This window comes from Streptomyces sp. NPDC052020, from assembly GCF_040680575.1.
GTDB lineage: Bacteria > Actinomycetota > Actinomycetes > Streptomycetales > Streptomycetaceae > Streptomyces.
On sequence record NZ_JBFAWY010000028.1, the window covers coordinates 48,056 to 72,871 of the forward strand.

General features: G+C 74.7%; 23 protein-coding genes. 9 read left to right on the forward strand and 14 right to left on the reverse strand.

All coding sequences use genetic code 11. The annotated features are described in order from the left end of the window. Window positions 1-11: 11 nt before the first annotated feature. On the reverse strand, window positions 12-2,027 hold the full coding sequence (locus AB0L74_RS25565) for an NADPH-dependent 2,4-dienoyl-CoA reductase (protein ID WP_365656776.1): 2,016 nt from the start codon (window positions 2,025-2,027) through the stop codon (window positions 12-14). A 138-nt stretch (window positions 2,028-2,165) separates the two neighbouring features. Next, entirely contained in the window at window positions 2,166-2,537 is a 372-nt protein-coding gene (locus tag AB0L74_RS25570) for a hypothetical protein (protein ID WP_365656779.1), read from the reverse strand. A gap of 322 nt (window positions 2,538-2,859) precedes the next feature. Between AB0L74_RS25570 and AB0L74_RS25575 the strand changes: the two genes are divergently transcribed. After that, complete coding sequence (locus tag AB0L74_RS25575; RefSeq protein WP_365656782.1) at window positions 2,860-4,938, forward strand: SpoIIE family protein phosphatase; 2,079 nt, start codon at window positions 2,860-2,862, stop codon at window positions 4,936-4,938. Between the two features lie 61 nt (window positions 4,939-4,999). On the opposite strand, the gene AB0L74_RS25580 is transcribed toward AB0L74_RS25575, so the two are convergent. Together AB0L74_RS25580 and AB0L74_RS25585 are read right to left on the reverse strand one after the other, a co-directional pair. Then, window positions 5,000-5,752, reverse strand: a complete 753-nt coding sequence (locus AB0L74_RS25580) for a putative protein N(5)-glutamine methyltransferase (RefSeq protein ID WP_365656786.1) — start codon at window positions 5,750-5,752, stop codon at window positions 5,000-5,002. 7 nt (window positions 5,753-5,759) lie between these two features. Further along, window positions 5,760-5,906 carry a hypothetical protein gene (locus tag AB0L74_RS25585; RefSeq protein WP_365656788.1) on the reverse strand — a complete coding sequence of 49 codons (147 nt, stop codon included), beginning with the start codon at window positions 5,904-5,906 and terminating at the stop codon, window positions 5,760-5,762. Window positions 5,907-6,372: 466 nt separating this feature from the next. Here AB0L74_RS25585 and AB0L74_RS25590 point away from each other — a divergent pair, with 466 nt between their 5' ends. From AB0L74_RS25590 to AB0L74_RS25610, 5 genes are all read left to right on the forward strand, one after another. Continuing rightward, complete coding sequence (locus AB0L74_RS25590; protein WP_365656791.1) at window positions 6,373-6,981, forward strand: sulfite oxidase-like oxidoreductase; 609 nt, start codon at window positions 6,373-6,375, stop codon at window positions 6,979-6,981. Window positions 6,982-6,994: 13 nt separating this feature from the next. After that, window positions 6,995-7,750: a ferredoxin reductase gene (locus AB0L74_RS25595; protein ID WP_365656909.1), complete on the forward strand. Its 756-nt coding sequence runs from the start codon at window positions 6,995-6,997 to the stop codon at window positions 7,748-7,750. 224 nt (window positions 7,751-7,974) lie between these two features. Then, window positions 7,975-8,559 carry a hypothetical protein gene (locus AB0L74_RS25600; protein WP_365656794.1) on the forward strand — a complete coding sequence of 195 codons (585 nt, stop codon included), beginning with the start codon at window positions 7,975-7,977 and terminating at the stop codon, window positions 8,557-8,559. A gap of 106 nt (window positions 8,560-8,665) precedes the next feature. After that, window positions 8,666-9,634 (forward strand): acetylxylan esterase, encoded by a 969-nt coding sequence (locus AB0L74_RS25605; protein WP_365656797.1) that lies wholly within the window; start codon window positions 8,666-8,668, stop codon window positions 9,632-9,634. A 131-nt stretch (window positions 9,635-9,765) separates the two neighbouring features. Then, window positions 9,766-10,932: a serine hydrolase domain-containing protein gene (locus AB0L74_RS25610; RefSeq protein ID WP_365656800.1), complete on the forward strand. Its 1,167-nt coding sequence runs from the start codon at window positions 9,766-9,768 to the stop codon at window positions 10,930-10,932. 174 nt (window positions 10,933-11,106) lie between these two features. On the opposite strand, the gene AB0L74_RS25615 is transcribed toward AB0L74_RS25610, so the two are convergent. Continuing rightward, window positions 11,107-11,835 (reverse strand): methyltransferase domain-containing protein, encoded by a 729-nt coding sequence (locus AB0L74_RS25615; RefSeq protein ID WP_365656803.1) that lies wholly within the window; start codon window positions 11,833-11,835, stop codon window positions 11,107-11,109. A 414-nt stretch (window positions 11,836-12,249) separates the two neighbouring features. Here AB0L74_RS25615 and rho point away from each other — a divergent pair, with 414 nt between their 5' ends. Continuing rightward, window positions 12,250-13,392 (forward strand): transcription termination factor Rho, encoded by a 1,143-nt coding sequence (gene rho, locus AB0L74_RS25620; protein ID WP_365656806.1) that lies wholly within the window; start codon window positions 12,250-12,252, stop codon window positions 13,390-13,392. Window positions 13,393-13,508: 116 nt separating this feature from the next. Beyond that, on the forward strand, window positions 13,509-14,696 hold the full coding sequence (locus tag AB0L74_RS25625) for a serine hydrolase (protein ID WP_365656812.1): 1,188 nt from the start codon (window positions 13,509-13,511) through the stop codon (window positions 14,694-14,696). Between the two features lie 405 nt (window positions 14,697-15,101). Here AB0L74_RS25625 and AB0L74_RS25630 read toward each other — a convergent pair whose 3' ends face one another. Together AB0L74_RS25630 and AB0L74_RS25635 are read right to left on the reverse strand one after the other, a co-directional pair. Next, window positions 15,102-16,163: an asparaginase gene (locus tag AB0L74_RS25630; protein ID WP_365656815.1), complete on the reverse strand. Its 1,062-nt coding sequence runs from the start codon at window positions 16,161-16,163 to the stop codon at window positions 15,102-15,104. Next, window positions 16,160-16,828: a FadR/GntR family transcriptional regulator gene (locus tag AB0L74_RS25635; RefSeq protein WP_365656912.1), complete on the reverse strand. Its 669-nt coding sequence runs from the start codon at window positions 16,826-16,828 to the stop codon at window positions 16,160-16,162. The genes AB0L74_RS25630 and AB0L74_RS25635 overlap by 4 nt, the downstream gene beginning before the upstream one ends. Window positions 16,829-17,047: 219 nt before the next feature. Here AB0L74_RS25635 and AB0L74_RS25640 point away from each other — a divergent pair, with 219 nt between their 5' ends. Next, the gene (locus tag AB0L74_RS25640) at window positions 17,048-18,109 is read left to right on the forward strand and encodes an acyl-CoA desaturase (RefSeq protein WP_365656818.1); all 1,062 of its coding nucleotides are present in this window, start codon (window positions 17,048-17,050) and stop codon (window positions 18,107-18,109) included. A gap of 26 nt (window positions 18,110-18,135) precedes the next feature. Here the strand turns inward: AB0L74_RS25640 and crcB (AB0L74_RS25645) are convergent, their stop codons facing one another. The 7 genes from crcB (AB0L74_RS25645) to AB0L74_RS25675 all read right to left on the reverse strand — a co-directional run bounded on the left by crcB (AB0L74_RS25645) (window position 18,136) and on the right by AB0L74_RS25675 (window position 24,686). Continuing rightward, window positions 18,136-18,510 carry a fluoride efflux transporter CrcB gene (gene crcB, locus AB0L74_RS25645; RefSeq protein WP_365656821.1) on the reverse strand — a complete coding sequence of 125 codons (375 nt, stop codon included), beginning with the start codon at window positions 18,508-18,510 and terminating at the stop codon, window positions 18,136-18,138. After that, window positions 18,507-18,899, reverse strand: a complete 393-nt coding sequence (locus tag AB0L74_RS25650) for a DUF190 domain-containing protein (RefSeq protein ID WP_365656824.1) — start codon at window positions 18,897-18,899, stop codon at window positions 18,507-18,509. Before AB0L74_RS25650 ends, crcB (AB0L74_RS25645) begins: the two co-directional genes overlap by 4 nt. Then, window positions 18,896-19,357 (reverse strand): fluoride efflux transporter CrcB, encoded by a 462-nt coding sequence (gene crcB / locus AB0L74_RS25655; RefSeq protein ID WP_365656827.1) that lies wholly within the window; start codon window positions 19,355-19,357, stop codon window positions 18,896-18,898. The genes AB0L74_RS25650 and crcB (AB0L74_RS25655) overlap by 4 nt, the downstream gene beginning before the upstream one ends. A gap of 171 nt (window positions 19,358-19,528) precedes the next feature. After that, on the reverse strand, window positions 19,529-20,521 hold the full coding sequence (locus AB0L74_RS25660) for an SMP-30/gluconolactonase/LRE family protein (protein WP_365656830.1): 993 nt from the start codon (window positions 20,519-20,521) through the stop codon (window positions 19,529-19,531). Window positions 20,522-20,525: 4 nt separating this feature from the next. Next, window positions 20,526-20,813: a winged helix-turn-helix domain-containing protein gene (locus AB0L74_RS25665; protein WP_365656833.1), complete on the reverse strand. Its 288-nt coding sequence runs from the start codon at window positions 20,811-20,813 to the stop codon at window positions 20,526-20,528. A gap of 181 nt (window positions 20,814-20,994) precedes the next feature. Continuing rightward, complete coding sequence (locus AB0L74_RS25670) at window positions 20,995-22,554, reverse strand: arabinogalactan endo-1,4-beta-galactosidase (RefSeq protein WP_365656835.1); 1,560 nt, start codon at window positions 22,552-22,554, stop codon at window positions 20,995-20,997. Between the two features lie 110 nt (window positions 22,555-22,664). Next, on the reverse strand, window positions 22,665-24,686 hold the full coding sequence (locus AB0L74_RS25675; RefSeq protein ID WP_365656838.1) for a beta-galactosidase: 2,022 nt from the start codon (window positions 24,684-24,686) through the stop codon (window positions 22,665-22,667). Between the last annotated feature and the right edge of the window lie 130 nt (window positions 24,687-24,816).

Below are 24,816 nucleotides of genomic sequence, written 5' to 3' on the forward strand. Positions count from 1 at the left end.
GGCCCCGGCGCCTACAGGGCCGCGGCCAGCTCGGTGCCCTGCTTGATGGCGCGCTTGGCGTCCAGTTCGGCGGCCACGTCGGCGCCGCCGATCAGGTGCGCGTCGCGTCCGGCGGCGACCAGGGCCTCGTACAGGTCCCGGCGCGGCTCCTGGCCGGTGCACAGGACGATGGTGTCGACGGCCAGGACGGTGCTCTCGCCGCCGACGGTCAGGTGCAGCCCTGCGTCGTCGATGCGGTCGTAGCGCACCCCGGGGAGCATGGTGACGCCGCGGTGCTTGAGCTCGGTGCGGTGGATCCAGCCGGTGGTCTTGCCCAGCCCGGCGCCGACCTTGGCCGTCTTGCGCTGGAGCAGGTGGACGGTGCGGGGCGGGGCGGGCCGCTCGGGGGCGGCCAGCCCGCCCGGTGCGCGGTAGCGGGTGTCGACGCCCCAGTGGCGGAAGTAGGTATCGGGGTCCTCGTGCGCCTGGTCGCCGCCGTCGGTGAGGAACTCGGCGACGTCGAAGCCGATGCCGCCCGCGCCGAGGACGGCGACGCGTTCGCCGACGGGGGCGCCGTCCCGCAGGACGTCGAGGTAGCCGAGGACGCTCGGGTGGCCGATTCCGGGGATGTCGGGGACGCGGGGGGTGACGCCGGTGGCGAGGACCACCTCGTCGTAGCCGTCGAGGTCCCCGGCGGTCACCCACGTGTTCAGGCGGACGTCGACGGCGTGCTCGTCGAGCCGGGTGCGGAAGTAGCGCAGCGTCTCGTCGAACTCCTGCTTGCCGGGGACCTTGCGGGCGACGTTGAGCTGGCCGCCGATCTCGCTTCCGGCGTCGAAGAGGGTGACCGTGTGGCCGCGTTCGGCGGCGGTGACCGCGCAGGCGAGTCCGGCCGGTCCGGCGCCGACGACCGCGACGCGCTTGCGGCGCCGGACCGGGGACAGCACCAGCTCGGTCTCGTGGCAGGCCCGCGGGTTGACCAGGCAGGAGGTGATCTGCCCGCTGAAGGTGTGGTCGAGGCACGCCTGGTTGCAGCCGATGCAGGTGTTGATCGCCTCGGGGCGGCCGGCGGCGGCCTTGGCGACGAAGTCGGGGTCGGCGAGCATCGGGCGGGCCATCGACACCATGTCGGCGTACCCCTCGGCGAGCAGCCGCTCGGCGACCTCGGGGGTGTTGATGCGGTTGGTGGTGACCAGCGGCACCGACACCTCGCCCATCAGCCGCTTGGTCACCCAGGTGTAGGCGCCGCGCGGCACGGAGGTGGCGATGGTGGGGATGCGGGCCTCGTGCCATCCGATGCCGGTGTTGATGATCGTCGCGCCGGCGGCCTCGACGGCGCGGGCGAGCGCGACCACCTCGTCCAGCGACGAGCCGTCCGGCACCAGATCCAGCATGGACAGCCGGTAGACGACGATGAAGTCCTCGCCGACGGCTTCGCGGACCCGGCGGACGATCTCGACGGGGAAGCGCATGCGGTTCTCGTACGAGCCGCCCCAGCGGTCGGTGCGGCGGTTGGTCCGCGCGGCGATGAACTCGTTGATCAGGTAGCCCTCGGAACCCATGATCTCCACGCCGTCGTAGCCGGCCTGCCGGGCGAGGCGGGCGGTGCGGGCGTAGTCCTCGATGGTCCGCTCGACCTCGGCGCCGGTCAGCTCGCGGGGCACGTGGGGGCTGATGGGCGCCTGGAGCGGGCTCGGGGCGACCAGGTCGCGGTGGTAGGCGTACCGGCCGAAGTGGAGGATCTGGAGGGCGATCCGGCCGCCCTCGCGGTGCACGGCCTCGGTGACGACCCGGTGCCGGTCCGCCTCGGCGGCGGTGGTGAGCTTGGCGCCGCCCTCGTAGGGCCGTCCCTCCTCGTTGGGCGCGATGCCGCCGGTGACGATCAGGCCCACTCCCCCGCGCGCGCGGGCGGCGTAGAACGCGGCCATCCGCTCGAACCCGCGCTCGGCCTCCTCCAGGCCGACGTGCATGGAGCCCATGAGGACCCGGTTGGGCAGGATGGTGAAGCCCAGGTCGAGCGGGCTCAGCAGGTGGGGGTAACGGCTCATCGGGCCCTCCGTGCACGGTGTCGTGCCTCTGTTCTAGAGGACCCCCGCCGCTTTTTGCAACTAGTTGCATAAGTGGCGGTGCGCACGTTCTCCCCGCCGGGGCGGAGCCGTGCCCCGCCCCGTCACCCGGTCACACCGCTACCGGCTCTCCAGCCGTACGTGCAGCTCCCGCTCCTGGTCACCGGAGGACCCGCACAGGTCGCGCACGGCGAACAGGGAGTCCAGGGTGGTGCGGAACCGCTCGATCGCCCAGTAGCCGCCCTGCGCGTCGGCCTCCACGGAGGCGCGCAGCCGGGTGGGACCGCACTCGCCCTGGTGGGCGTCGGCGACGTCGAAGGTGCCGAGCCACACGGTGGGGCGCACCGCGTCGTACTCCCGGAGCACGTCGTCCTCGCACCGGTCGGACGAGAAGCAGGCGCACAGGGCGTCGAACACGGTCCGGGCGTCTTCCTTGCTGCATCCGCTCAGCTCCACCGAGACGGATTCCGGGTGGGATCGCTCGCCGTCCATCGTGATCGCTCCTCTCGTGGCCGCGGCACGGCCCGCGGAGGGCCGCCCTGCGGGCGCCGCGCGGGACATCGCGCGCATATCCCTAGAAAAGCACCACCTACGGCGGAGCACTACCGGCGCGAGCCGCGGACGCCGGCACGGGGAACGCGGCCCCGCCCGCGGTCCCGGCGCCTTCGCGGGCGCCCGGGCCGGGGGTGGGGGAAGGTGGAAGGAAACCGCGGGGGCCCGCGGGAAACGGTCCGGTACGCGGTAGTACGCGGTAGAACAGGAGAGTCGGCATCGGGAAGGCGTGCCGCGTGGAACGGCGAAGGCGGGGCAGGGGATGAGCGCAGCCGGGACCCCCGTGATCCAGGGCGACGAGCCGCCGCGCGGGCCGGTGCGGCCCAGCGGGCTGCTCGACGTGCTGGGCGTGGCCTCGGTGGTGCTGGACGCCCGGGGCCGGATCGTGCTGTGGAGCCCGCAGGCGGAGGAACTGTTCGGTTACTCGGCACGGGAGGCGCTGGGACGGTACGCCGCCCGGATCATGGTGCACGAACAGCATCTCGATCTGGTCGTGAAGCTGTTCGCCGACGTGATGGAGACCGGGCGGAGCTGGGCCGGGGCGTTCCCCGTCCGCTGCAAGGACGGCACCACCCGGCTCGTGGAGTTCCGCAACATGCGGCTGCTGGACGACCGGGGGGAGGTCTACGCGCTGGGGCTCGCCGCCGACCAGGCGACGGTGCGGCGGCTGGAGCGGGACGTGGCGCTGTCGTCGCGGGTGATCGAGCAGTCCCCGATCGGTCTGGCCGTCCTCGACACCGGTCTGCGGTACGTCTCCGTCAACCCGGCGCTGGAGCAGATCGACGGCAGGCCGGCCGCGGAGCACATCGGGCGCCGCATCCGCGAGGTGCTGCCCCGCCTGGACGCCGACGCGCTGGAGTCCGCGGCACGTGAGGTCCGGGACACCGGACGGCCGGTCGTCGACCGGCCCGCCCACGGCCGGACCCCCGCCGATCCGGACCACGACCACGCCTGGTCGGTGTCGCTGTACCGGCTGGAGGACGCCCACGGGACGGTGCTGGGCGTGGCCCTGTCGGTGGTGGACGTCACCGACCGGTACCGGGCCGGTGTCGAGGCGGAGGCGGCGCGGCGCCGCCTGGCCGTGGTGGCCGACGCCTCCGCCCGCATCGGCACCACCCTGGAGCTGGACCGCACCGCGCACGAGCTGGCCGACGTGGCGGTGCCCGAGCTCGCCGACGTGGCGGCCGTGGACCTGCTGGAGGCGGTGGTGAAGGGCCGGCGCAGCAACCTGTCCCCCGCCGAACCCGCGGCGATCCGCGCCCTCGCGGTGCAGGCGGACGACGCCCCCGACGCCCTGCGGGCGGCCGATCCTCCCGGACAGGTGGCCCGGTACGCGCCCGACCGCCTCGTCACCGAGTGCGTGCGCACCGGGAACCCGGTGATGGTCCCGCGGGTGCGGGAGGGGGACCTGCCGCGCATCGCCCGCTCCCCCGAGGCGGCCGAGCTGCTGCGCCGGGCGGGTGTCCACTCGTATCTGGCCGTACCGCTGATCGCGCGCGGCGAGGTGCTGGGGGCGCTGGATCTGAAGCGGACCCGCAATCCGCTGCCCTTCGGCGAGGACGACCTGCTGCTGGCCCGGGAGCTGGCCGCCCGGGCGGCGGTGCAGATCGACAACGCCCGCTGGTACCAGAACGCCCGCGACACCGCCCTGACCCTCCAGCGCAGCCTGCTGCCGAGCGTGCCGTCGGTGACGGGCGGCCTGGAGGTGGCCTCCCGCTACCAGCCCGCGGAGGCGACGAGCGAGGTCGGCGGCGACTGGTTCGACGTGATCCCGCTGGACGGCTGCAAGACCGCGCTGGTGGTGGGCGATGTGATGGGCAGCGGCATCACGGCGGCGGCCTCCATGGGGCGGCTGCGCACCGCGACGAACACCCTGGCCTCCCTCGACCTGGACCCGGCGCTGCTCCTGGAGCACCTCGACCGGACCGCCACCGGCCTGGACCAGGCCATCGCCACCTGCGTCTACGCCGTGCACGACCCGCATCGGCGCCAGTGCCGGATCGCCAACGCCGGGCACCTGCCCCCGGCCCGGGTCCGCGCCGGGCGCCCCCCGGCGCTGCTGGAGGTGCCGACCGGGGTGCCGCTGGGGGTCGGCGGCGTCCCCTTCGCCACCACCACCGTCGACCTGGAGCCCGGCGACCTGCTGGTGTTCTACACCGACGGACTGGTGGAGACGCGCCGGCACGCGCTCGACGAACGGCTGGACGCCCTGCTGTCCGTGCTGGACGGCCCCGACCGCCCCCTGGAGGAGGTGTGCGACCTGCTCCTGCGCACCCTGCACGAACCGGAGAACGCCGACGACGTGGCCCTGCTCGTCGCGCGGGCCACGCATCCGGCCTAGGTTGCCGGGACAGGTGGGTGACGCGGGCCGGGCACGAGCCTCCGCGGCGACGGAGCCCGGTTCATCGCTCCCGGGTGCCGATCACCACATGGGCGTACCACTCCTCGGAGACGGCCGAGCGCGCCGCCAGACCGCCGCGGGTGACGGCGGCCAGCGCCCCGGCTGCCTGGCGCCCACTCGTCTCGGCCAGCAGCAGGCCGCCGGGGGCGAGCCACCGGGGCGCCTCGGCGGCGACCCGGCGCAGGACGTCGAGCCCGTCCGCACCGCCGTCGAGGGCGGTCGGCGGCTCGTGGTCGCGGGCCTCGGCCGGCAGCAGGGGCACCTCGCCGGTGGGGACGTAGGGCACGTTGGCCGCCAGGACGTCGATCCGGCCCCGCAGGTCGCCGGGGAGCGCGTCGAACAGGTCGCCGGCGTGGACGTGCCCGCCGTAGGCCGCCAGATTGCGGCGGGCGCAGCGCACGGCGGCCGGGTCGATGTCCGCGGCGTGCAGCTCCACGTCGCCGAGCGCGTCGGCCAGGGCCGCGCCGAGGGCGCCCGAGCCGCAGCACAGGTCCACGACGACGGCCGCGTCCGGGGCGTGGGCGAGGGCCTGCTCGACGAGGAACTCGGTGCGGCGCCGGGGCACGAAGACGCCGGGTTCGACGGTGATGCGCAGGCCGCGGAACTCGGCCCAGCCGACGACGAGTTCGAGGGGCTCTCCGGCGACACGGCGGTCCACCAGGGCGGTGAGTCCGGCGGAATCGCGGGCCGCCGTCAGGAGCAACTCCGCTTCCTCCTCAGCGAAGACGCAGCCGGCGGCACGCAGCGCGGCCACGACGGAGTCACGCGAGGCGGAGGAGGGGAACGAAGCGGAAGAAGGAGAAGAAGGAGAAGAAGGAGAAGAAGGAGAAGAAGGAGAGGAGGAAGGTGAAGAAGAAGGCATGGAAGCCGAGAGCCTTTCGGGAACCGAAGGGCGCTCTCGCGGTCACCCGCTGCGGTGATCCGCCCTGTTCCGAGGTGAGAGCACCCGGGCCGACACAGTGGCGATGGGTCTCACCTCCTCGGGTCCGTCGGCCGGGGCTGTCCCGGCCGACGGCCACCCTACCGGAAACGATCAGAGGCCGACCGGCTCCCTCGGCCTCTTCGTCGGCTTCCGGGTCCAGGTTGCGCGTCTGACGGACGGGGGCCGCCGCGTCCTGGCCCAGGTGACCGGGAGCCGCCGCACCGCCGGCCGGGAGCGGCTCGCCGGCCGGCCCGAGGCGGACCTGATCCGGTGCGCCGCGTGTCCGGAGCGGTACGACGCGTGGCCGGAGCAGGTGCCCGGCCAGGGGTGCGGGACCGGGAGGAACACACCACCCCGTACGGTTGAATACGTAACCACCGATGGACCGCGTAGCCACCGGTCACGCCCCGACCAGCGGGCCGCCGCACGCCGGCGGCCGGAGACAGCACCGTATGAACAGCACCACCCGAGGCTTCACCGGGCGTCCGCGCGCCGCCCGTCCCGGGCTGCCGCCCGGTCAGTACGACGCGCGCGACGACTGGCCCGTCCTGTCCGCCGAGGTCACGCCCGACCTGGCGCCCGCCGACTGGACCTTCCGCATCGGCGGCCTGGTCGCCGAGCCCCGCACCTGGGACTGGGAGCAGGCGCACGCCCTGCCGGCGTCGGCGTACTCGGGCGACATCCACTGCGTGACGGGCTGGTCGAAGTTCGGCGTGCGGTTCGGGGGCGTGTCCCTGGACGCCTTCCTGGACGCGGTGCGCCCGCTGCCGTCCGCCACCCACGCCGTCGCCTACGCGCACACCGGCTACACCACGAACCTGCCGCTGGCCGACCTGACCGGCGGTCGCGCCTGGATCGTCTGGGAGTACGACGGACAGCCCCTCGCCCCCGAGCACGGCGGCCCGGCGCGGCTGCTGGTGCCGCACCTGTACTTCTGGAAGAGCGCCAAGTGGATCGCGGGCCTGGAGCTTCTCGACCACGACGAGCCGGGTTTCTGGGAGCGGAACGGCTACCACGCCCGCGGCAACCCCTGGCGGGAGCAGCGGTACTCCGGTGACTGAGACAGCGACGCACATGCAGGGCGGCTTCACTCCCCCGGTCCGGTTCGCCGTGCCCGGGCGGATCGCGGTGAGCGAGCAGGTGGCGACCCGGTGGCAGACCGCCACGCTCACCGAGATCCGCCGTGAGACGGCGCGCGCCGCCACCTTCCGCCTCGCCGTCCCCGACTGGGCCGGTCACCTGCCCGGCCAGCATCTGCACCTGCGGCTGACCGCCGCGGACGGGTACGTGGCCCAGCGCCACTACTCGATCGCGTCCGCCCCCGACGACTCGGGGCACATCGAACTGACCCTGGACCACGTCGAGGGCGGCGAGGTGTCGGGGTGGTTCCACACGGTGGCCCGGGTGGGCGACCGGGTGGCGGTACGCGGCCCGCTGAGCGGCTTCTTCGCCTGGCCGGGCGACCGTCCCGCGCTGCTGATCGGCGCCGGCTCCGGGGTCGTACCGCTGATGTCGATGGTCCGGCATCACCGGGCGCGCGGCCTGTCCGTCCCGCTGCGGCTGCTGGTGTCCGCGCGCAGCCCCGAGGAGCTGGTCTACGCGCGGGAGTTCGGCCCGGAGACGACCCGCGTCTTCACCCGGAGCGCGCCGGCGGGCATGCCGGTGGGACGCCTGGCGGCCGCGCATCTGGCGCCGCTCATGGCCGAACGCCCGCCCGGCGGGTGGGAGGCCTTCGTGTGCGGCTCCAACTCCTTCGCCGAGCACGCCTCGCGGCTGCTGGTGGCGGCCGGCCAGCCCGTGGACCGGATCCGCGTCGAGCGCTTCGGCTGACCCCGCGCGGGGCCGCCGGGCCCGGTTTCTCCCCGGCCCCGCTGGGCACCTGTCCCGCGGCCCGCGTAGGTGGTGGGCGACCGCGGTGGCGAGACCGGCCGGACGGACGGGGTACCGGAGCGGTGCGGGCACTGGCGCGTACGTGGTGCGGAGCGGGCGGCGGCCCCGGCCCCCGTAGGGCCGCCCCTGCCGCCCTCGGCCGCGGTGACGGCGAGGAGGTCGACATGGGTACCCGGGTGCGCGGCTGGCGCTGGCGGCGCAATCCGCTGCGGCGCCGGTCGGACGTCGTGGAGGCGTGGACGGTGCTGGCCGTCGCCGTCCTGCTGTTCGTCGGCGCTCCCCTGCTGGGGGCGGCCGCGGCCTGGTGGGCCCATGACGAGGCGCGGGCGGCCGCGAGCAGGCAGCAGGCGGAGCGGCAGCGCGTCCGCGCCGAGGTGATCGGCCGGACCCCCGACCGGCTTCCGTCGGTGCAGGCCGGCGGCCGGCACTCCTACCGGGCGACCGTACGCTGGACGGAGCCGGACGGCGCCGTGCGGACGACCGCGGCGCGCGTCCCGGCCGGCACCCGGCACGGCGAGGTGGTGGAGGTGTGGCTGGACTCCCGGGGCCGGGGCGTGCCCCCGCCGGCGGACGGCTCCGCGATCGTGCAGCACTCCCTCACGATGGGCGTCTGCGCCACGGCCGGCGCGGTGGCCACCGTCCTGCTCGCGCACGGCGGGGTACGCCGGGTGGCGCTGCGGCACCGGCTGGCCGAGTGGGAGCGCGAGTGGGCCCGCACGGAGCCCCGGTGGACGCACCGCCGGGCCTGACCCGGCGGCCGGCCCGCCTCGCCGGCACAGAGGGCCTGGTCAGGGCCCCGACCACCCGCATACGGTGTGATCGAATTGCCAGGCCCTTGTCACGAAGGCGGTCTCCATGGCCCTGTTCGACCTTCCGCTCGACGAACTCCGGACGCGCCGCAGCGCGTCCACGGAGCCCGAGGACTTCGACGCGTTCTGGTCCAAGACCCTCCAGGAAGCCCGCGAGCACGACCTCGACGCCCGCTTCGAGCCGGTGGACACCGGCCTGACCACGGTGCGGGTGTACGACGTGACGTTCGCCGGGTTCGGCGGCCATCCCGTCAAGGGCTGGCTGATCCTGCCCGCCGGGGCACGCGAACCGCTGCCGGTGGTCGTGGAGTTCGTCGGCTACGGAGGCGGGCGCGGCCTGCCCCACGAGCACCTGCTGTGGGCCTCCACGGGCCGGGCGCACTTCGTGATGGACACCCGCGGCCAGGGCAGCGCCTGGGGCGGCGGGGGCGGTACCGCGGACCCGCTCGGCGGCGCTCCGGCGTACCCGGGGTTCATGACCCGCGGCATCGACGCGCCGGAGCACTACTACTACCGCCGCGTCTTCACGGACGCCGTGCGGGCGGTCGAGGCGGCCCGCTCCCACCCGCTGACCGACGCCGCGCGCACGGTGGTCACCGGTGTCAGCCAGGGCGGCGGCATCACGGTCGCGGTCGGCGGGCTGGTGCCGGATCTGGCGGCCGTCGCGCCCGACGTGCCGTTCCTGTGCGACTTCCCGCGCGCGACGACGCTCACCGACCGGCACCCGTACCGGGAGATCGGTCTGTACCTGAAGACCCACCGCGGTCGCGCGCGGGACGCGCTGCGCACCCTGTCCTACTTCGACGGCGTGCACTTCGCGGCGCGCGGCCGGGCGCCCGCGCTGTTCTCGACGGGCCTGGAGGACCAGACCTGTCCGCCCTCGACGGTCTTCGCGGCCTTCAACGCCTGGGCGCACGAGGACAAGGCGATCGAGGTGTACGACTTCAACGACCACGAGGGCGGCGGACCGTTCCAGGAGGCCGCCAAGCTGCGCTGGCTGCCGTCCTACGCCTGAGTCCGCGCCCGTCCCCGGGCCGGGGCCCGGGGACGGGCTTCCGTCCGGTCCGACCAGTCGGTATGTTCGGAGCCGCCCGGGCCGCGCCGTTGCCGCCCGGGGGTGGTCACGGCTGACGATGGAGGGGGCCCATGACCGGGCACGAGGCACAGGCGCACGGCCACTGCGATCCGCGTTTCGCGGCGGTGCGCACGGCGTTCGAGGAGAACTTCCGCGACCGGGGCGAACTGGGCGCCGCCGTGGCCGTCCTCGTGGACGGCGTGCCGGTGGTGGACCTGTGGGGCGGCTGGGCCGACACCGCACGCACCCGGCCCTGGGAGCGGGACACCCTGGTGAACGTGTGGTCGACGACGAAGGGCCCGGTCGCGCTGTGCGCCCATCTCCTGGCCGACCGCGGGCTGCTGGACCTGGACGCGCCGGTCGCCGCCTACTGGCCGGAATTCGCCGCGGCGCGCAAGGAGCAGGTCCTCGTACGGCATCTGCTGTCGCACCGCGCCGGGCTGTGCGGGCTGCGGGAGCGGCATTCCGCCGCGCAGCTGTACGACTGGGAGCTGACCACCGGGCGGCTCGCGGCCATGGAGCCCTGGTGGGAGCCGGGAACCCGGTCCGGCTACCACGCGCTGACCTACGGCCATCTGGTCGGCGAGGTGGTGCGAAGGGTCTCCGGGCTGAAGCCCGGGGCCTTCCTGGAGCGGGAGGTGACCGGGCCGCTGGGCCTCGACTTCACCATCGGCCTGCCGGAGAAGGAGTCCGGCCGGGCGGCGGAGCTGGTGCCGCCTCCCGCCCCGCCCGCCCGCGAACAGGCGGGCCTGCGCGCGCGGTTGGCGCCCGCGGCCCTGGCCGCGCTGGCCAATCCCGCGGTGGGCGCGGCCGAGGCGGGCACGCCCCAGTGGCGGGCCGCGGAGATCCCGGCCGCCAACGGGCACGGCACCGCGCGGGCCGTCGCCGCGCTGTACGGCGTCTTCGCGGGCCGCGGCTCGTACGGCGGACGCCGTTTCCTGTCCCCGGAGGCCGCCGAGCGGGTCCGCGAGGGGCAGGGCGCCTGCCGCGATCTGGTCATCGGCGCCGGGTTCGAGGGCGAGACGGAGGCCGGGCTCGGGTTGTGGCTCAGCGGCCCGAACGGTTCGTACGGGCCCAACCCGAGGGCCTTCGGGCACGACGGCTTCGGCGGGTCCTGCGGGCTGGCGGACCCGGAGGCCGGCGTGTCCATCGGCTACGTGATGAACCGCATGGGGCCGCGCATCGCCGACGACCCGAGGAAGATGGCGCTCGTGGACGCCGTCTACCGCGCCCTGTGACGGGCGGCGGGGCCGGGCCGACGGGGCATCGCGTCCCGGCGGTTCGGCCCCGCTCCCCCGCACCGGCGTACACGTCCCGTATGCCCTGCGGCGTCACCGGGCGCGGAGCGCGGGCGGCGGCCGGGAGGCGGGCGCACGGCCGGTGCCCGGCCCGGGGCGCGGGGGCGCCGGGCGCTACCGTGCCGGCCGCCGGGCCACGACCAGGCGGACGCGCGGGCTGCCGTCGCGCCGCCGCCCGAACTCGGGCAGCGCGTGCAGCTCCACCCGGAAACCGGCGCCCGTCAGCGCGCGGCGCACCTCGCCCAGCCGGAAGGTCCGGTAGTACATGACGAACGGCGGCCGCCACACGGCGTTGCGCACTCGCATCACCGCGTCGAAGCCCAGCAGCGTCCAGTACGCCGGCGAGCCGGGCCGGGGCGGGGCGACGAGGGGGAAGGCGAAGCGTCCGCCGGGCCGCAGTACGGAGTGGACCTGCGTGAACAGCCTGGGCAGTTCGCGGGGCAGGAAGTGCCCGAACGCTCCGAAGCTCACCACGAGGTCGAACACGGGCGCGAACGGCAGGGCGCGGGCGTCCGCGCGCACCCAGTGGACGCGCGGACCGGCGGGCAGGGCGCGCTCCCGGGCGACGGCGAGCATGCCCGCGCTGAAGTCGACGCCGGTGACGCTGTCCCGGCACACCCGTGCCGCCGCACCGGTTCCGGCGCCGGTGCCGCAGCACAGGTCGAGGCCCCTGCCGAAGGGGCCCATCCGTGTCAGCGCCGCCGCGACGGCGTCCAGCACCGCGTCCGGCGTCCGGAACGGGGTGTGGTCGAACTTCGGGGCGAGCAGGTCGTACCCGCGCTCCACGGAAGACAGCGCCTGGACGGCGAGTTCACGCAGGCCGGGGCCTTCGGGGCTGAACATCCGGCCAGCTTAGGCGTGCTCGCCGCGGGTGGCCGGAACAGACCCGGCGCCGCACGCGTTGACGTCTCGGGTACCGGACGGTTTCCGGCCGAACCGACGGCCTCCTGCGGATCGTTCGCCCGCCGGGCCGCCACCTCCGGTGGTACAGTCCCCTCAGCACCGCTCCACGCCCCCCTCTTTGCGGGCGCCGGTGCTCCTTCTCTCTCCGTTCTCTTCTTTTCCGCGCTGCTCCGCCCGTCCTTCGCCGACCGGCGCGGCGGTTTCCCGCACCACCTCGTGAGCAGGGCTTGTCCCGCCCACCCGAGGTGCTGCTCCGGCCGCCGCGGAGACGGGCGCCGAGCGCCCTCCCGCGTGTGGATCTCCCCCCTTCCCCGCATGTCTCGCATCCGCCGTCCGCGAAAGGACCGAACCCTCATGACCACCACACTCGAACACCCCCCTGTCCGGCGTTCCTCCGCGGCCCAGGCCGTCACCGGCCTCCTCGACATCGACACCGGCGGGAAGGGGCACCTGCGCGCCGAGAACTGCCTGCCCTCGCCGTCCGACGCGCACCTGTCCCCCGCGCTGATCCGCCGGTACGGACTGCGCAAGGGCGACCTGGTCGAAGGCGTGCGCGGTTCCCAGCACGCCCTGGCCGACGTCGTCCGGGTGAACGGGCTGGCGCCCGACCGGCTCCACGGCCGGGCCCACTTCCGCGACCTGACGCCGCTGCACCCGTGCCGGCGGCTGCGCCTGGAACACCCGGCCTCCGGGCTCACCGGGCGCGTCGCCGACCTGTTCACGCCGGTCGGCAAGGGGCAGCGCGGGCTGCTCGTGGCGGCGCCCAAGACCGGCAAGACCGTCCTCCTCCAGCAGATCGCCGCGGCCGTCGCCGGCAACCACCCCGAGTGCCGGCTGATGCTGGTACTGCTCGACGAGCGGCCGGAGGAGGTCACCGACATGCGCCGCTCGGTGCGGGGCGAGGTGTACGCCTCGACGTTCGACCGCACTCCCCGGCAGCACATCGCCCTGGCCGACCTCGTCGTGGAGCGGGCCAAGCGGCTGGTGGAGGCCGGCGAGGACGTCGTCGTCCTCCTCGACTCCCTGACCCGGCTCTGCAGGGCGCACAACAACGCAGCCGACTCGGGCGGCCGTATCCTCAGCGGCGGCGTCGACGCGGCCGCGCTGCACGGCCCCAAGCGGTTCTTCGGCGCCGCGCGGCAGACCGAGGAGGGCGGCTCGCTCACCATCCTCGCCACCGCCCTGGTGGAGACCGGCTCCCGCGCCGACGACCTCTACTTCGAGGAGCTCAAGAGCACGGGCAACATGGAGCTCCGCCTGAACCGCGAACTCGCCGCCCGCCGCGTCTTCCCCGCCGTCGACCTGGAGACCTCCGGCACCCGGCGCGAGGAGCTGCTGCTGACCCCCGCCGAATCGGCCGCGGCGCGCGGACTGCGCCGGGCCCTGCGGGCCAGGGACGGCCAGACCGCTCTGGAGACGCTGCTGGAACGGATGCGGGCGGCGCCGGACAACGCCACGTTCCTGCGGCGGGTCCAGCCGACGCTGCCCGCCGCCTGACACGGCCCGGGACCTGCGCGGTGCCGCCGCGGACGCCGTGCGGCATCCGGGTGCTCACGGTCGCCGACCGGCCCCGGCAGCACGGCGACCGGCGGACCCCTTCCTACGTTTGCCGCATGAACGTCGGATTCCCTACCCGGGTGGCCGCTTCCTCCTGCGCGCTGTGTGTCGCGGGTCTGCTGGTGCTCGCGCCCGCCGCCACGGCCGCCCGTGCCCGGCCGCCGGACCCCGGCACGCCCGCCGGGCCGGGGTCGGCGGGGCCGCGGCCGTCCCTGCTGCACCGCCCCGGAACCCAGGTCCGGCCCCACCCCGGCACGCCGGGGCCGCCGGTCGTCTCGGCGCTGTCCTGGGTGGTGGCCGACGCGATCACCGGCGAGGTGCTCGCCGCCCACGACGCGCACCGCAGACTGCCGCCCGCCAGCACCCTGAAGACCCTGTTCGCCCTGACGGTGCTCCCGGTGCTCCCGGGCGGCATCCGCCACACGGTGCGCGAGGAGGAGCTCGCGGGCATCGGGCCGGGCAGCAGCCTGGTGGGGGTCGCCGAAGGCCGCACCTACCGGGTCACCGACCTGTGGCACGGCGTCTTCCTCAGCTCCGGCAACGACGCCGTGCGCGTGCTGTCCGCGCTGAGCGGCGGCTGGCGCGACACGGCCGCCCGGATGCAGGCCAAGGCGCGGGAGCTGGGAGCGCACGACACGCGGGTGCTGTCGCCCGACGGCTACGACAAGCCGGGCCAGGTCTCCTCCGCGTACGACCTGGCGGTGTTCGGCCGGGCCGGGCTGCGCAACCCGGACTTCGCCCGGTACTGCGCCACGGTCGAGGCCTTCTTCCCCGGCCGCGACGGGGGGACGTACGGCATCCGGAACACCAACCGGCTGCTGACCGGAACCGACGGTGTGCGGCCGTACCCCGGGCTGATCGGCGTGAAGAACGGCTACACCAGCAGCGCCGGCTACACACTCGTCGCCGCCGCCCGCCGCCATGCGCGCACCCTGGTGGTCACCGTGATGAACCCCCGCCAAGGCGGCGGCGCGGCGGTATACGAGGAGGCCCGCGCGCTGCTCGACTGGGGCTTCCACGCGGCGGGGCGGGTCGATCCGGTCGGATCGCTGGACGCCCTGCGCGCCCGGCCGCTGCCGGGTCCCGGGGCGGTTTCCGAGGCGGTTCCCGTCGTCGCGGCGAGAGAGGTGGAGGACGGGCCGGGCTGGCCCGAGACAGGGATGGTCGCGGGCGCCGCCGGTCTCGGCGCGGGCGCGGTGGTGGTACTGCTGCGGCTCGCGGGCAGCCGGATCGAGTGGGTGTGACCGCGCGGCGGCGGAGGCCCGGCCGTGCGCCCGTGGCCTTCCACGGCGAGTCGGCCCGCTCGTCGAGGCCGGTGCTCCGCACGCACCGCGTGCAGCGGCCGGGGCCGGGGCCGGCGGCCACGCTGCCGGCCCCGGCGCCACTCCCCGCCGGGCAGGCCCACCCCATAGGCGATGTCGCCGGCCGTGTCGTCCGTCCCGCACGCCGGCGGCACCGCGTCTCGGGCGCCTGCACCGGGCCCGCGGGGCGGTCCGGCCCACGGCGCGGGCGGGGCGAGGCGCATGCGCCGGTCGGGCGCGGGCGGCCCACGGTGCGAGCTCCGGCGAGGGTTCGGGCCGGTCCCGGGCGCGGGCCGACTCGGCCGCGGCCGGTCCGTGCCCGGACCGGCTCAGGGAGTCCGCGACGGCTCAGGGCTGGGTCGGCGACGGCTGCGGCACGACCGGGGCGAGGGCGCGCACCGGACGGACGCTGCCGACCGGACGGCCTCCGCCGAGCACCTGCTCCCCGGCGAACCCGCCGAGCAGGGCGGGGTCGACCCCGGCGTGGGCGAGCGCGGCGGCGGCGACCGGGACACGCGCCCGGTCGGCCCCGTCGGCGATCTTCACGGCGATGGCGCGGCCATCGGGCAGCGCGGCGATCTGGACGCCCTCGAAGCCGTCCTTGGCGAGCAGTCCGGGCACGGCCCGCATCAGCGCGGCGACGTCCCGGCGGGAGCCGGAGGCCATCTCGGCGTGCGCGCGCATCGCGTCCGCGACGCGTGCCTCGGGGGTGCCGGGCGCGGCCGTGGCGATGCGGGCGGCGGCCCGGGCCAGGCCGTGCGGGGAGACGGCGAACAGGGGGGCGCCGCAGCCGTCGGCGGTCACCCGGGCGACGCGCTGCCCGGTGAGCTCCTCGACGGTCTCGGCGATGGCCCGCTGGAGCGGGTGGGCGGGGTCGAGGTAGTCCTCCAGGGACCAGCCGTTGAGCCGGGCCGTGTACAGCATGGCGGCGTGCTTGCCCGAGCAGTTCTGGGCGAGCCGGGAGGGCGGGCGGCCCTCGCGGACCCAGGCGTCCCGCACGACCGGGTCGAACGGCAGGTCGGGCACGTTGCCCAAGTGATCCTCGGTGAGCCCGGCGAGTTCGAGGACGCGCCGGGTGCCCGCCAGGTGGCGTTCCTCGCCGGAGTGGCTGGCGGCGGCGAGCGAGAGCAGCTCGCCGTCGAGCGGGAGACCGGCCCGCACCATGGCCACGGCCTGGACGGGCTTGAGCGCCGAGCGCGGGTAGAAGGCGGCCTCGGGGTCGCCGAGCCGGAACCGGACCCGGCCGTCCGGGTCGAGCACGACGACGGAGCCGTAGTGCACGCCCTCGACGATCCCGGCGCGTACGAGGTGGGCGACGGGAGCGTGGCGGGGCTCGCGGACGAGGGGGGCCGCCTCGGGAGAGCCGGTGGACGTCGCTGCCTGGTGGTCGTGGGCCGGTCCGTGGGTCACGTCATGGCTCCGGTGGTGTCGGTGCGCGTGCGGCGCACGATGTCGGTGAGGGTGGTCTCGACGCGGTCGAGGTGGTGGGTCATGGCCTGCTCCGCGTCCTGGGCGGATCCCTCGGCCAGCGCCCGGAGGATGGCCCGGTGTTCGCGGTCGGACTGCTCGCGCCGGCCGCCCAGTTCGTTGAGGAAGGCGGACTGGCGGGCCAGCGCGTCGCGGATCTCCTCGATGACCCGGCGGAAGACCGGATTCTGCGCGGCCTCGGCGACGCCGAGGTGGAAGAGGGTGTCCATGGCGACCCACGCGGCGGTGTCCGTCTCCCCCTCCATGCGGCGCAGCAGGCGGGCCAGGTGGTCGAGGTTCTCGGGGGTGCGGCGCCGGGCGGCGTACCCGGCGACCGGGATCTCGACGTGGCGGCGCACCTCCAGCAGGTCGCTGGCGGCATAGTCGCCGAAGGTGGGGTCCTCCACGGCGGTGGCGACGACGAAGGTGCCCCTGCCGGTGCGGGAGACGGTCAGTCCCATGGTCTGCAGGGCCCGCAGCGCCTCGCGGAGCACGGGTCGGGAGACCTCCAGGGTGCGGCACAGCTCCGCCTCGGAGGGCAGCTTGTCCCCGATCGCGTACTCGCCGCGCTCGATGGCGCCGCGCAGGTGGCCGAGGACCGCTTCCATCGCGCTGACGCGCCGCGGGCCAGGAGTAGCTGTCTGGCTGTCTGACAGGTTCACGGAGCGATCGTGCGGGCGGGGCCGCTCCACTGTCAAGCGGGCGGGGCGGTTCCAGGCGGGGAAGAGGGCGGGGAAAGCAGGGGGCCGGACGGTGGTGCTACCACCACCCCGGCTGGGGGGACAACGCCATTCTGCGGCCGGATCGCCGTTCCCATACTTGAGCGTATGGCCAATCCCATGGTGCTCACGGAAGAGTCGTCCATACGCGGACGCGAAAGAACGGAAAAGGGAAGCGGAAGCGATTTCGCCGAACTCTCCCGGCGCATCGCCGATGCGGGTCTGCTGCGGCGCCGCCCGCTGTATTACACCGTACGTTTCGGGGCGGTGGCGCTGGCCCTGGCCGCCGGGGTCGCGGCGTTCCTGGCCCTGGGGGACAGCTGGGGGCAGCTGATCGTGGCCGCCGCCCTGGCCGTGGTGTTCGGGCAGCTCGGGCTGGCGGCCCACGACCTCGCGCACCGGCAGGTCTTCTCCCGCCGGCGTCCCAGCGAGGCGGGCGGCCTGCTGGTGGCCAACCTGCTGCTGGGCATGAGCTACGGCTGGTGGATGAACAAGCACACCCGCCACCACGCGCATCCCAACCACGAGGGAAAGGACCCGGACGTCTCCCCGGACATTCTGGTGTGGTCACGGCGGCAGGCCCGCAAGGCGAAGGGACTCCCCCGCTTCGTCGGAAAACACCAGGCCGCGTTGTTCTTTCCGCTGCTGACCCTGGAGGGCCTCAATCTGAGTTTCAGCAGTTTCAAGGCGCTGCGCAGTCCGTCGATGAAACGTCCCGTTCTGGAGGGGACGCTGCTGGTCGCCCATTTCGCGGTGTACTTCGGCGGCCTGTTCACCGTTCTCCCGGCCGGGAAGGCGCTCGCCTTCGTCGCCGTGCACCAGGGCCTGTTCGGGATCTATCTCGGCTCCGTCTTCGCCCCCAACCACAAGGGGATGCCGATGATCGAGGAGGGCACGCGGCTCGACTTCCTGCGCCGTCAGGTGCTCACCTCCCGCAATGTGCGGGGCGGCGTGCTCGTCGACGCCTTCATGGGCGGGCTGAACTACCAGATCGAGCACCACCTCTTCCCCAGCATGCCGACGCCCGCCCTGGCCAGGGCCCAGGTCATCACCGAGCGGTACTGCGCCGAACTCGGCATTCCGTACCACCAGACCGGGCTGCTCGCCTCGCACCGGGAGGCGCTGCGCCATCTGCGGAGCGTCGGGGAGCCGCTGCGCCGGGCCGGATGAGGCGGGCGGGGGGCGGGCGCGGCTCCTCAGCCCCAGAGCGCCCCGGCCAGTGCCACGCCCGCGCACGCCGCGCCCAGGCCGGCGGTCACACCGGCCACGGCGTTGGCAACGGCGTAGCGGCCAGCCCCCGTCTGGGCCAGCCGCAGCGTCTCGTAGGAGAAGGTCGAGTACGTCGTGAGCGCCCCGCACAGGCCGGTGCCCAGCAGCAGCTGGAGCCGGGAGCCGGCAACCCCCGCCACCGCCGCGCCGGTCAGCAGCCCGAGGACGAGACAGCCGGCGACGTTGACGGCGAAGGTCCCCCAGGGGAAGACCGAGTCGTGCCGGGACTGCACCGCGCGGTCGGTGAGGTAGCGCAGCGGGGCGCCGACCATGCCCCCCGCGACGACCAGCAGCCAGTTCACAGGTGCTTCCCGCCCTTGCCTCGCCCGCTGCCGGAAGTCGCGCCCGGGGTGGCCTCCCGGCCGGTGTACCGGATCACCTCGCAGTCGTCGAGGACGACGAGGCCCTCGGTGACGAGTCCGTCGAGCCGCGGCAGGAAGGCCCGGACACGCTCCTCGGTGTCGATGATCACGACGGCCACCGGCAGGTCCTCGCTCAGGGACAGCAACCGCGTGGTGTGGACCAGCGAGGAGGCCCCGAACCCCTCGACGCCGCGGAACACGCTGGCGCCCGCGAGGCCCGCGGCGCGCGCCCGGTGCACGATCTCGGAGTACAGGGGCCGGTGGTGCCAGGTGTCGTTCTCGCCGACGAAGACGGTCAGCCGCAGGGCGCTGCCGGTCAGCCTCGTCATGGCTGCCTCCGTTCCAGGGCGCGGCGGGTCGCCCAGGCCGCGAGCCACACCGCCGTGAGCGCCGCGAGCGGGGTCGCGGCGAGGTAGGCCAGGCCCGTGCGGGCGTGGCCGGTGCCGATCAGCCGCCGGATGTCGACGGCGTAGGTCGAGAAGGTGGTGAAGCCGCCGAGCACCCCCGTGCCGAAGAAGGGCCGCACGAGACGGTGCACCGCCCGCAGCTCGGTGACGACGACCATGAGGACGCCGATCGCGGCACAGCCGGTGACGTTGACCCAGAAGGTCGTCCAGGGGAAGCCTCCGGTGTGCCCCGGCCACCACAGGGACGCGGCGTACCGGGCCGCCGCGCCCGTGCCCCCGCCGAGGGCGACGACCGCCACGACCGGGGCCTGGGCACGCCAGGCGGGCCGCCGCGGGACGCCCGGCCGCAGACCGGGGCCCGGTGCTTGGGGGGCTGTCATGCCGGTACGACTCCTCCTCGCCGGGGCGCGGCGGGCGGGGACCGCCGGGTGCGGGCCACGGCACGGGCGCCGCCGGGAACCCCGCTCGCGGTCCCGGCACGGGGGCGGGCGCACGGGTGTTCCGCGCCGGACGTGGCCGGGAGTCAGGCTAACGCCGCAGGTGGCGCGCGGTCACGTCGGGGCGGGTGCCGCGCAGACGGCGATGCCCGGCTCCCACACGCTGCCCAGCACCAGATGGCCGGCCGCCGTACAGACGCTGGTCGCCATCCGGTAGCCCGAGCGGCGGCGGGCGAGGTGGTGGACGACGCTGCCCTCGTCGTCGACGGCGAGGACGGCGACCGTGCCGAGGGGCCGGTAGGGTGCGCGGACCGCCAGCCGGGCGGCGGCGCGGCGGACGGCGGGCGCCCGGCGGTGCAGCGTCTCCAGCGCCGGGACGCGGGGGCCGGCCAGCGCGACCCAGATCGGGCCGCCGGGTGCCGCGCGCCAGAGGTTGTCGGGCATGCCGGGGAGATCCTCGGCGAACGGTTCGGCCGATCCGGCGCGCGGCCCGGTGAGCCGGTAGCGGGTGAGCCGGCGGGCCCCGGTCTCGGCGACGACCAGGAAGGACTCGTCGGCGCTCGCCGCGAGGCCGTTGGCGAACTGGAGTCCGTCCAGCAGCACCTCGGGCGTGCCGCTGCCGGGCGCCAGGCGCAGGAGGCGGCCGGTCGCGGAGTGCTCGGTGATGTCCCCGATCCACTGGTCCAGGCCGTAGCGGCGGCTGGAGACGGTGAAGCAGAGGCTGCCGTCGGACAGGGCGACGACGTTGCTGCAGAACCGCAGTGGCTCCCCCGCCGCCTCGTCGGCCAGGACGCGGACCGTCGCGTCGCCGGGTTCGATCCGCAGCAGTCCCCGTTCGGCGTCGCACACCACCAGGCCGCCGTCCGGGAGGAGGTCGAGCCCGAGCGGCCGGTCCCCGGTGTCGGCGACCACCTCGACGCGGACCGCGTCCGGGTCCGCCAGCCCGTCCAGGCGCAGGATCCGGCCGTCCTCCACGCCGGTCAGCACCCGGCCCCGGGCATCGGCCACCACGTCCTCGGGGCCGCGCCCGCCCACCGCGATGTACCGGAGGGGGACGAGAGGGGCGCGGGGCGCCGACGCCGCGGCCGTCGTGTCGCTGCCGTGCACCGCGCTACCAGCCTTTCTCGAACATGCGCGCCACCTCGGCGATCCGTACGTCGTCGCGACGGTAGTACGTGCGCCACCGGATCCTGCTGGTGCGCAGCAGCCCGGCGGCGGTGAGGATGCGCAGATGGGTCTCGGCGACCTTGCGGGGCACCCCCAGTTTCGCGGCGACGGCGTCCGCGCCGACGCCGCGCGCCGCCGGGTCGCCGCGGCGCCGGGCCGGGAAGTGGACGGCGGGTTCCTTCAGCCAGTCCAGGATGGCCAGCCGTGTCTCCTGGGCGGGAGTCCTCGGCATCTCGTCCCCCTCCGTCCGGGGCTCCTCCCTCGCATGTTCCCCGCTGCCCCGCGGCGCAAGCCCCGGTGTCCGGCGCACCGCCGGCCGTGGCCGAACGGGCTGCCGCCGGGCGGGGCGCCGTTCGGCGGGGAGCCCCGGTCCCGCCCCGGGGGACGGGGACGGGACCGGGGATCGTGAGGGCTCAGCGGTGGCTGAACCAGGTCATCGCCGGCAGCGCGCGGTCGTCGTAGCCGAACAGGGCCTGGTTCTCCCAGCCGTTCCCGGAGGACGGGTCGGCCGGGTCCCAGCCGTTGCCGGGGACCGCCGTCCAGGTCGCCTCCCAGTAGAAGACGCCGAGGCCGCGGCCGTTCGGGACGGCCTCGACGATGCTCGCGATGTCCTTCATCCACTGTGTCTGCCCGGCCGGGGTGGCCGGGTAGCCGGGCACGAGCTCGCCGGCGAGGTCGATGATGTTCTCGTGCGCGTCCTCGCTGTCCAGACGGAAGGGGTAGGCCGTCTCGGCGACGAAGACCGGCTTGCCGTAGCGGGTGGCGGCGTCGTCCAGGGTGGTCTGGAAGTCGTACAGGGTGCCGTGCCAGTAGCCGTAGTAGGACAGGCCGATGGCGTCGAACCGCGCGCCGTTGGCGACCGCGCTGTCGAACCACCAGCGGGTGCCGGCCAGGTCGCCGCCCTTGGCGAGGTGCAGGGCGACGGTCGTGGCCGGGTCGACCGCCTTGACGGCGTCGTACCCGCTGTTCAGCAGCCCGGCGAGCTGCGGCCAGTTCTCCGTGGAGCCCTCGTTCCACAGCATGCCGCCGTTGATCTCGTTGCCGACCTGGACCATGTCGGCGGTGGTGCCCTGGGCCTTGAGCGCGCTGAGCACGTCGTACGTGTGTCGGTACACGTCCGTCTTGAGCTGGGTGTAGGAATGGCCGGCCCAGGCGGCGGGCTTGGACTGGGCGCCCGGATCGGCCCAGGTGTCCGAGTAGTGGAAGTCCACCAGCAGCTTCATGCCCTGCGCCTTGATCCGCTGGGCCATGGCGAGCACACGCGCCTTGTCGTTGTAGCCGTCGGCCGGGTTCACCCAGACCTTCAGGCGCGCGTAGTTCATGCCGGACGACTTGAGGAGGGCGAGGGCGTCGCCCCTGGTGCCGGAGCTCGTCCGGTACACCCCGCCCCTGGCCTCGCTCTTGGCGAGGGAGGAGATGTCGGCGCCCTTGATCGCCGTGCCCGACGTGCCCTGGGTGAAGGTCAGGTCGTCCACGTTGATCCAGTTGCCGGCGTTGGCGTCGCTGTTGACGCTGACGGTGCACTGGTTGTTCGTCACCCTCACCGGCACGACGATCCGGATCCACCCGCCGGCGGAGACCGGCAGGTCGGTGCGCTGCTCGGCGCCGCCGCAGTTCTTCAGGGCGAGGTAGGCGGCGTTCTGGCCGCCTCCGGAGCGGACCCAGGCGGTCAGCTTGTAGTTGCCGTTGGCCAGGCCGGACAGGTACTGGTAGGTCTCCACCTTGTAGGCGGAGGAGGCCCAGTGGCTCAGCCGGTGGCCGCCGCCGCGGCCGCCGGACTCGACGTACGACGCGGCGCTCGCGCCGTACTCGGACCAGCCGCCGGGCGTGGCCGCGCCCGTGCCGTCGGCTTCGAAGCCGCCGTTGGTGAGTGTGCTCGCCGCGTGGGCGCTCTGCGCGGGCAGGGCGGTGAGGGCGAGTCCGGCCGCGAGCGCCGGGAGCAGCGCCCGCAGGGTGCGTCTGGGATGGAACATCGTCGTCCGTCGTCCCTTCGACGTTGGGGGTGGGTAGCCCGTCACGCGGTCGTGAGGGGCCCCCTCCGCCCGCGGCTCACCGGCTCGCACGGGCGGAGGGGAGTCGCGGCTCAGCCGTCGAGTCGTACGACCCGGACGGCTCCCGACGGGACCATGAGGCGGCCCGCGGCGCGCTCGCCGGTCAGCACGTCGGTGCCGGGGGCCTCCAGCGGCACCTTGGCGTCCGACGCGGTGTGGTTGATCGCGAACAGATAGCTGCCGGACTCGCCGGTGCGGCGCACCACTTCGACGTCGCGCGGCAGCTCGGCACGGGGGGCGATCCGGGCGTCCCGCGCCGCCTGGTCCAGCACGGCGTCCAGGCCCTCGGCGCCGAGGCGGGTGGAGACGTACCAGGCGGTGCCCTCGCCGAGGCGGTGGCGGGTGACGGCCGGGCGGCCGGCGGTCAGGCCGTCGGCGTACGTCCACACGGTCTCGGCGCCGCGCGGCACGACGAACTCCGTCCACACGTCCCCGGCGAGCTCCGAGCCGTCCGGGCCGGTCAGCCGCACCCGCTCCCCCGCCGGCAGCGGCGAGAACTCCTCCACCGTCAGTCCGAGGACATCGCGCAGCGCGCCCGGATGGGCGCCCTCGTGGACGGCGTCGTGCTCGTCGACGATGCCGGAGAAGCAGGACACCACCAGGGTGCCGCCCGCTTCGACGTACCGGCGCAGATTGGCCCCGGCCGCCCGCGTCATCAGGTACAGGGCGGGGACGACGACCAGGGGATACGCCGACAGGCCGGCCTCCGGATGGGCGAAGTCGACCGTGAGGTGGCGGTCGTAGAGGGCCTCGTAGAAGGCGTCGGCGCGTTCGCGCGCGTCGTGGTCCACGCTGGGACGCCACGGCAGCGTCTGCGCCCACCAGGAGTGCCAGTCCCACACCATCGCCACGTCCGCCTCGGTGCGGGTGCCGCGGATCTCGGACAAGGTGTCGAGCGTGGCGCCCAGTTGGACGACCTCGCGCCACACCCGGGTGTCCGTGCCGCCGTGCGGGACCATCGCCGAGTGGAACTTCTCGGCACCGCGCCGGGACTGGCGCCACTGGAAGAACATGGCGCCCTCGGAGCCGCGGGCGACGTGGGCGAGGGAGTTGCGGGCCATCTGGCCGGGGGCCTTGGCGGGGTTGCGGGGCTGCCAGTTGACGCCCGAGGTGGAGTGCTCCAGCAGCAGCCAGGGCGCGCCGCCGGCGACGGAGCGGGTGAGGTCGGCGGCCATCGCGAGGTTGACGTGGGTGCGGCGGCCGTCGGTGATCAGGTAGTGGTCGTTGGTGACGAGGTCGACCTCGCGGCCCCAGGCCCAGTAGTCGACGGAGTCGCACTGGCTCAGGGCCGTCATGAAGTTGGTGGTGACCGGGATGCCGGGTGAGAGGCGGTGCAGGATGTCCCGCTCCGCCACGAAGTTCTCGCGCATGGTGGCGTCGGCGAACCGGCGGTAGTCCAGCGCCTGGGCCGGGTTGCCGACCGTGGGCGCCAGCCGTGGCGGGTCGATCTCCTCGAAGTCCGCGTAGCGCTGGCCCCAGAACGCCGTGCCCCACGCCTCGTTGACCGCCTCGACCGTGCCGTAGGCCGCCGCGAGCCAGCGGCGGAAGTGGGCGGCACAGGAGTCGCAGTAGCAGGCCGAGACGGGGACGCCGTACTCGTTGTGCACGTGCCACATCGCCAGCGCCGGGTGGGCGCCGTAGCGCTCGGCGAGCTTGGTGGTGATGCGCGCGGCGGCGGCGCGGTAGCCGGCGTTGCTGTGGCAGATGGCGCCGCGGGAGCCGAACGCGTACCGCACGCCCTCGGCGGACACCGGCAGGGCCTCGGGATGCGCCCGGTAGAACCACGCGGGCGGCACCACGGTGGGCGTGCCGAGGTCGACGCGGACGCCGTTCGCGTGCATCAGGTCCAGGACCCGGTCCAGCCAGCCGAAGTCGTACTCCCCCGGCGCCGGTTCCAGCAGCGCCCAGGAGAAGATCCCGACGCTCACCATCGTGACGCCGGCCTCCCGCATCAGCCGGACGTCCTCCTGCCAGACCTCTTCCGGCCACTGCTCGGGGTTGTAGTCCCCGCCGAAGGCGAGCCTGGTCAGCCCTGCGGGCGTGGTCTCCGGCATGGATTGTCTCCCGGTGATCGATCAATTGGGAACGTGCACACACGCTTCCAGCGGTGCGGGCCCAACATAACCGCACGGAAACAATCATTGACAAGTGTCCGGGATGTTTCTCTACTGTGAACGCTCACAG